Annotated in this window: 9 protein-coding genes and 1 pseudogene; all 10 read left to right on the forward strand. The window is 71.2% G+C overall.

The features are described from left to right. Positions 1 to 402, forward strand: a pseudogene (locus ACFV0G_RS34310) (cyclase); the annotation flags it as partial. A 65-nt stretch (positions 403 to 467) separates the two neighbouring features. Next, the gene (locus tag ACFV0G_RS34315; protein ID WP_380556423.1) at positions 468 to 971 is read left to right on the forward strand and encodes a hemerythrin domain-containing protein; all 504 of its coding nucleotides are present in this window, start codon (positions 468 to 470) and stop codon (positions 969 to 971) included. Between the two features lie 210 nt (positions 972 to 1181). Beyond that, entirely contained in the window at positions 1182 to 1562 is a 381-nt protein-coding gene (locus ACFV0G_RS34320) for a gas vesicle protein (protein WP_380556425.1), read from the forward strand. Between the two features lie 66 nt (positions 1563 to 1628). Next, on the forward strand, positions 1629 to 2066 hold the full coding sequence (locus ACFV0G_RS34325) for a gas vesicle structural protein GvpA (RefSeq protein ID WP_380556427.1): 438 nt from the start codon (positions 1629 to 1631) through the stop codon (positions 2064 to 2066). A 1-nt stretch (position 2067) separates the two neighbouring features. Beyond that, a complete protein-coding gene (locus tag ACFV0G_RS34330) occupies positions 2068 to 2781 on the forward strand; it encodes a GvpL/GvpF family gas vesicle protein (protein ID WP_380556429.1) in 714 nt (237 codons plus the stop codon). Between the two features lie 12 nt (positions 2782 to 2793). Continuing rightward, on the forward strand, positions 2794 to 3045 hold the full coding sequence (locus ACFV0G_RS34335) for a gas vesicle protein GvpG (protein ID WP_380556431.1): 252 nt from the start codon (positions 2794 to 2796) through the stop codon (positions 3043 to 3045). 42 nt (positions 3046 to 3087) lie between these two features. Then, on the forward strand, positions 3088 to 3525 hold the full coding sequence (locus tag ACFV0G_RS34340) for a gas vesicle protein (protein ID WP_380556433.1): 438 nt from the start codon (positions 3088 to 3090) through the stop codon (positions 3523 to 3525). Beyond that, the gene (locus ACFV0G_RS34345; protein WP_380556435.1) at positions 3522 to 4349 is read left to right on the forward strand and encodes a GvpL/GvpF family gas vesicle protein; all 828 of its coding nucleotides are present in this window, start codon (positions 3522 to 3524) and stop codon (positions 4347 to 4349) included. Before ACFV0G_RS34340 ends, ACFV0G_RS34345 begins: the two co-directional genes overlap by 4 nt. Next, a complete protein-coding gene (locus ACFV0G_RS34350) occupies positions 4315 to 4557 on the forward strand; it encodes a gas vesicle protein (RefSeq protein WP_380556437.1) in 243 nt (80 codons plus the stop codon). Before ACFV0G_RS34345 ends, ACFV0G_RS34350 begins: the two co-directional genes overlap by 35 nt. Then, complete coding sequence (locus ACFV0G_RS34355; RefSeq protein WP_380556439.1) at positions 4554 to 4958, forward strand: gas vesicle protein K; 405 nt, start codon at positions 4554 to 4556, stop codon at positions 4956 to 4958. The genes ACFV0G_RS34350 and ACFV0G_RS34355 overlap by 4 nt, the downstream gene beginning before the upstream one ends. Positions 4959 to 5438: the final 480 nt, after the last annotated feature.

The raw sequence follows: 5438 nt of genomic DNA on the forward strand, positions 1-5438 counted from the left end.
GACTTCAAGAACTTCCAGCGCTACGTCTCCCTCACCAACGACGAGGCCGAGGGCTGGCGTGGCGAGATCCGCGACGGCGAGGTCGTCAAGACCCATGACGAGGCCATGGAGGAGGAGGAAGCAGCCCGGGAGCAGGAGGACCAGGAGGGCCAGGGGGAGGAGTACGAGGACACCGAAGGCGGAGACGACGAGGAGGAATACGACGAGGACGCCCCCGAGGACGCCCCCGAGGACGAATACGACGAGGAGGAATTCGAGGAGGACGCCCCCGAGGACGAGGACGCTGAGGACACCCCCGAGGACGAGGAGTACGAGGACGAGTACGACCACGAGGACACTCCCGAGGACGAGGACGAGGACGAGGAGTACCAGCCGGAGGACGCCGGCCGGGCCCGCCGCTGACGGCGCCGGCCCGGGACGTCCCTACCGGCCGGGCACGCCGCCGATCGCAGAATCGAGGAACGACCATGTCCACTGACGCCATCGTGCTGCTCAAGGAGGACCACAAGGAGGTGCGCCGTCTCTTCCGGGAGTTCGAGGGCGCCGAATGGAACGCGACCGAGGTCAAGGCCGACCTCGTGAGCAGGATCGTGGAAGCCCTGACGGTCCACACCTACATCGAGAACGAGGTCATGTATCCGGCGGTCCGCGAGCACGTGCCGGCCCTGGAGCAGGACGTCCTGGAGTCCTACGAGGAACACCATGTCGCCGACCTCCTCTGTGCCGAGCTGGATGTGATGACACCCGACGACGAGCGGTTCGACGCGAAGACCACCGTGCTCATCGAGACCGTCGGGCACCACATCGAGGAGGAGGAGAACGACTGGTTCCCCAAGGTCCGCGACGCCCTGGGCCGCAACAAGGAACTCCAGGAGATCGGGGCCCGCATGCTGGAGGCCCGTGCCACGGCGCCGCACCGGCCCGCGCACCCGAGCTCGTTCAAGAAGGCAGCCGAGGCGCTCCTGCGGTGACGCAGGGGCGGGCTGGCCCCGGGCGGGCACGGGAGGCCTTCTTCGGATCCCGGGCGCCCCGACGCCCGAGAGGCCGGCAAACCCGGCACCGGCGCTTCGGTCCCCCGCGGCCTGCCGGTCCTCCTCGATGCGAATGCACGACTGATTCGGTCAGAGGAGGATGGGTAGACGCGAGTGCAACCGACACCTCTCCGATTCCGGAGCAGACAGATGGCCGCAGGGACTGAGGACAGCGCCGGGGATCGCGAGCCTGACCACGAGGGCCCGCGCGAGCCTCGAACGGCTCCTCGGCGCCGCGCGTCCAAGCGCGCGGTGTCCAAGTCCGCACGGCGGGTCTCGGCCCCCCGCGCCATGCGCTACGCGGCCGAACAACTCGCCGAACTCCTCGGACGGGCACCGGAGTCCGTGTCGGCGCTCAAGCCCACCGAGGAGGGCTGGCAGGCCGACGTGGAGGTGGTGGAGCTGGCACGGATCCCGGACACGACCAGCGTGATGGCCAGCTACCGAGTCACGCTCGACGAGGACGGCGAACTCCTCGCCTACCAGCGGATCCGCCGCTACAGCAGAGGGCAGATCGACCGGCCGACGTGACACGCACCCGGCTGCGGCAGGGGCACACCCGCCGGCGCACCGGCGGCGGGCAGAAAGGAGGCACCCGTGACGGTGGTGCCGCAAGGCCAGGCCGGCGTCTCCCGCGGCGGGAGCACCGGCAGTCTCTACGACATTCTCGAACTCATCCTGGACCGCGGGCTGGTGATCGACGTCTTCATCCGGGTCTCCCTGGTCGGGATCGAGATCCTGAAGATCGACATCCGGATCGTCGTCGCCAGCGTCGACACCTACCTGCGCTTCGCCGAGGCCTGCAACCGCCTCGACCTGGAAGCCGGGCGCAAGGCGCCGACCCAACTGACCGACATCGTCGGTGAGGTCACCGAGGGCGGTGCGCACGGAAAGAGCAAGGGCGCGCTGTCCGGAGCGGTGGAGGCCGTGACCGACGCATTCCACCTCGGGAGCGACGACGAGGAGGAGAAGAAGGAACCCGCGCCCAAGCGTGAGCGGCCGGCCCGCAGGCCGGCCCGGCGCCGGGAGGAATGACGTGTCCGTATACGTGTACTCCATCACTGCCGCCGACCATCCCCGACATCTGGACGGCCTCGTCGGCGTGGGCGAGCCGCCCTCCGCGCTTCGCAGCGTGTGCGCCGGGCCGCTCTGTGCGATCGTCAGCGACGCACCGGAAGGACTGCGTCCCAAGCGCCGTGACCTCTCCGCCCACCAGAGCGTCCAGGAACGCCTGATGTCCGACGGCACCGTCCTGCCGCTGCAGTTCGGTCTCACCGCACCCGACGACGAGGCGGTACGGACGGCGCTCACCGAACGCCACGACGAGTACCTCAGCCGAATCACCGCCCTGGAGGGCTGCGCCGAGTACCACCTCAAGGCAGCCATCGACGAGAACGCCCTGCTGCGGCAGATCCTGCTGGATTCGCCCGAGGCCCGGCGGCTCAACGACGAGATCACCGACGGTGACACCAACCCGGAGCTGCCACTGGCCCTCGGCGAACTGGTCGCCCAGGAGGTCCGGGCCCGCCACTACGCCCTGGCCACGGGCATCACCGAGGCGCTGCGGCCCCACGCCCGCCAGGAGGTCAACTCCGAGCCGACGGGCGAGGACTTCCTGAACGTCTCGTTCCTGGTGGACCGCGAACACGAGCAGCTGTTCCTCGCGGCCGAGAAGGGCCTCACCGCCGAACTCGGCGACGACTTCGACTTCCGGCTGCACGGCCCGCTGCCCGCCTACAGCTTCGTGTGAACGGGAGTCGCCATGGGCCTGCTCACCCAGATCCTCACCCTCCCGCTCGCACCGCTGCGCGGCACCATCTGGGTGCTGGAACGCGTGGTGGAGACCGCCGAGAACGAGTACTACGACCCCGAACCCGTCCAGCGGGAGCTCGCCGCCCTGGAGCAGGCACTCCTGGCCGGCGAGATCGACGACGAGACGTTCGACCGGCGCGAGGACGAACTCCTCGACCGCCTGGACGAGATCAGAGCCCACCGGCAGCAGACCGGCGCCTGACCGGACGCCGCGCACTACCAGGGACAAGGAGGCGAGCCGACCGTGACCGACCCCGTCGCCCGACGCCTCGGTTCCTTCCCCACCCGGTCGGAACCGCCCGGTGGGCAGTCCTCGGCCAGCCTTGCCGACATCCTGGAACGCGTGCTGGACAAGGGCATCGTCATCGCCGGGGACATCCAGATCAACCTCCTCGACATCGAGCTGCTCACCATCAAGCTGCGCCTGCTGATCGCCTCCGTGGACAAGGCCAAGGAGATGGGCATCGACTGGTGGGAGCACGACCCCTCGCTCTCCTCCGGGGCCGGGAGCCGGCAGACGCTGGAGGAGGAGAACCGGCGCCTGCGGGCACAGCTCGACGCCCTGCAGGCCGAGAAGGGCCTGCCACCGGCCGCGGGCACCGACGAGAAACCTGCGCGCCGACCCGCACGCACGAGGCGCAGCCCACCCGGCACCCGCCCCGGTGCGGGGGACGAGCCATGACCGGGCCGACCCTCGCCTACACCTACGCCGTCGCCCGGTGGACCAGCGGCCTTGAGCAGGCCGTCGGCGCCATCACCGGGGTCGCCGGCTGCCGGGTCCACCTGGTGCGGGCCACGAACGAGCAGAGCCTCGTGGCAGCCGTGAGCTCCGTACCCTCCGACGACTTCGACGAGGTCGCGCTCCGGCGGCACCTGGAGGAGCTGCCGTGGCTCGAGGAAGTCGCCAGGGCCCACCACGGCGTGATCGAGGCCATCGCCTCGCACACCACCGTGCTGCCGCTGCGGCTGGCCACGGTGCATCTCGACGACGGTCGGGTGCGTTCGGTGCTCGACGCCCGGCAGAACGCCTTCCTCGACCGCCTGGCCGAGTTGGCCGGCCTGCTGGAGTGGGGCGTCAAACTGTACGTCGACGTCGCGGCCGTCCCTCCCCCGCCCCCTGCGAAGGATCTCGGCCCCGGACGCGCCTACCTTCGCCACCGCCGGGCCGAACAAGACCTGAGGCAGGACAGCTACCAGGCGGCGGGCACGGCGGCCGAGCGCATCGACGCGACCGCCCGGCTGCACGCCGTGGACCGGGTCCGCCACCGCGTCCAGCAGGGCGAACTGGCACCTGGTCCCGGCACGAACATCGTGAACGACGCCTACCTCGTCCCCGTGGAGCACGCCGCAGCGTTCCGCGCCGAGGCCCTCCAGGCGGCCGACGGCCTGCCCGGCGTGCGGATCGACGTGACCGGCCCCTGGGCCCCGTACTCCTTCGCGATGCCGCCGGAAGGGGAGGAGGGGCCTCATCGTGAGAGCGGCGGACGGCCTCCCGGCCACCCCTGACGCCCCCTTGCCGCAGCGGCAGGTCGCCCTCATCGACCTGCTCGACCGCCTGCTCAGCGGCGGCGTCGTCCTGACCGGCGACATCGTCCTGTCCATCGCGGACATCGACCTCGTCCGGATCTCCCTGCGCGCGCTCATCGTGTCCATCAGCGAACAGCACCCGGCGCCCTGGGCCTCGGAAACCCCGCGCCGCCCCGGAGAGCCATGACCGGCGACGCGGCCGGCCGCAACCGCTTCGACGAGGTCGCCGAAGCAGCTGCCCGCGCCTTTCGCCTGCTGCCGGCCACCCCCAGCGATTCCACGCCCGCACAGCACGCAACCCCGGCACGCCAGCCGCGGAGGATCACCACCGGCCCGGACACGGTCGAGCGCGACCTCATGAAGCTCGTCCTCACCATCGTCGAACTCCTGCGCCAGCTCATCGAGCGCCAGGCGCTCCACCGGGTGGAGTCCGGTGACCTCACCGACGAGCAGGAGGAGACCCTGGGCGCCACCCTCATGGCCCTCCACGACCGCATGACCGACCTGTGCACCCGCTACGGTCTGACCCTCCAGGACCTCAACCTGGACCTCGGCCCGCTCGGCACCCTCCTCCCGCCACCGGACTGACCCGCACCGCGCATGCCCGGCGCGGGCTGAAGACCTTGCTCGGGCATCGGCGCGTCGGAAAGCGTCGGGCGTTTCCGACCGGACTTCTCTCCTGACCTCCTCCGGCGGCCGCCCGAGGAGCGGCCCGCATGGCCCGGAAGCGGCCGCCGGCAGGGGACGGGCACCGACGGCATCGGTGAAGACTCCGCGAGCGCCCACGGCGCGGCGGGCGGGCCGGGCGGGACGTCGGGTGGTGCGCCCGCTCGCTGTTCGTGGCGGCGGCATCGCCCGTCGGGCCGGTCCTCCAGGTGCCCCGCTGTCCGTCGGCGGGGCGGGCCATTCGAGTGGAAGGACCAGTGCCGGCCGAGGGTGCGGGGCGTGGCGGGAACGTCTGTGGGCCGGGCGGGGCAGGCCCGCCCCGCACCGGAGGGGGACGAGGTGGGTCACGGCGGGTACGTCATCGCGGAGCTGTAGTCCGAGCACCCCGTGGGGGCGGTGATG

The organism is Kitasatospora sp. NPDC059571 (genome assembly GCF_042735675.1).
In the GTDB taxonomy this organism is placed as follows: Bacteria; Actinomycetota; Actinomycetes; order Streptomycetales; family Streptomycetaceae; genus Kitasatospora.

Excerpts from the sequence above, each read along its gene's own strand:
- ACFV0G_RS34315 (WP_380556423.1), top strand. The coding sequence starts at position 468 with ATGTCCACTGACGCCATCGTGCTGCTCAAGGAGGACCACAAGGAGGTG.
- ACFV0G_RS34320 (WP_380556425.1), top strand. The coding sequence starts at position 1,182 with ATGGCCGCAGGGACTGAGGACAGCGCCGGGGATCGCGAGCCTGACCAC.
- ACFV0G_RS34335 (WP_380556431.1), top strand. The coding sequence starts at position 2,794 with ATGGGCCTGCTCACCCAGATCCTCACCCTCCCGCTCGCACCGCTGCGC.
- ACFV0G_RS34345 (WP_380556435.1), top strand. The coding sequence starts at position 3,522 with ATGACCGGGCCGACCCTCGCCTACACCTACGCCGTCGCCCGGTGGACC.
- ACFV0G_RS34355 (WP_380556439.1), top strand. The coding sequence starts at position 4,554 with ATGACCGGCGACGCGGCCGGCCGCAACCGCTTCGACGAGGTCGCCGAA.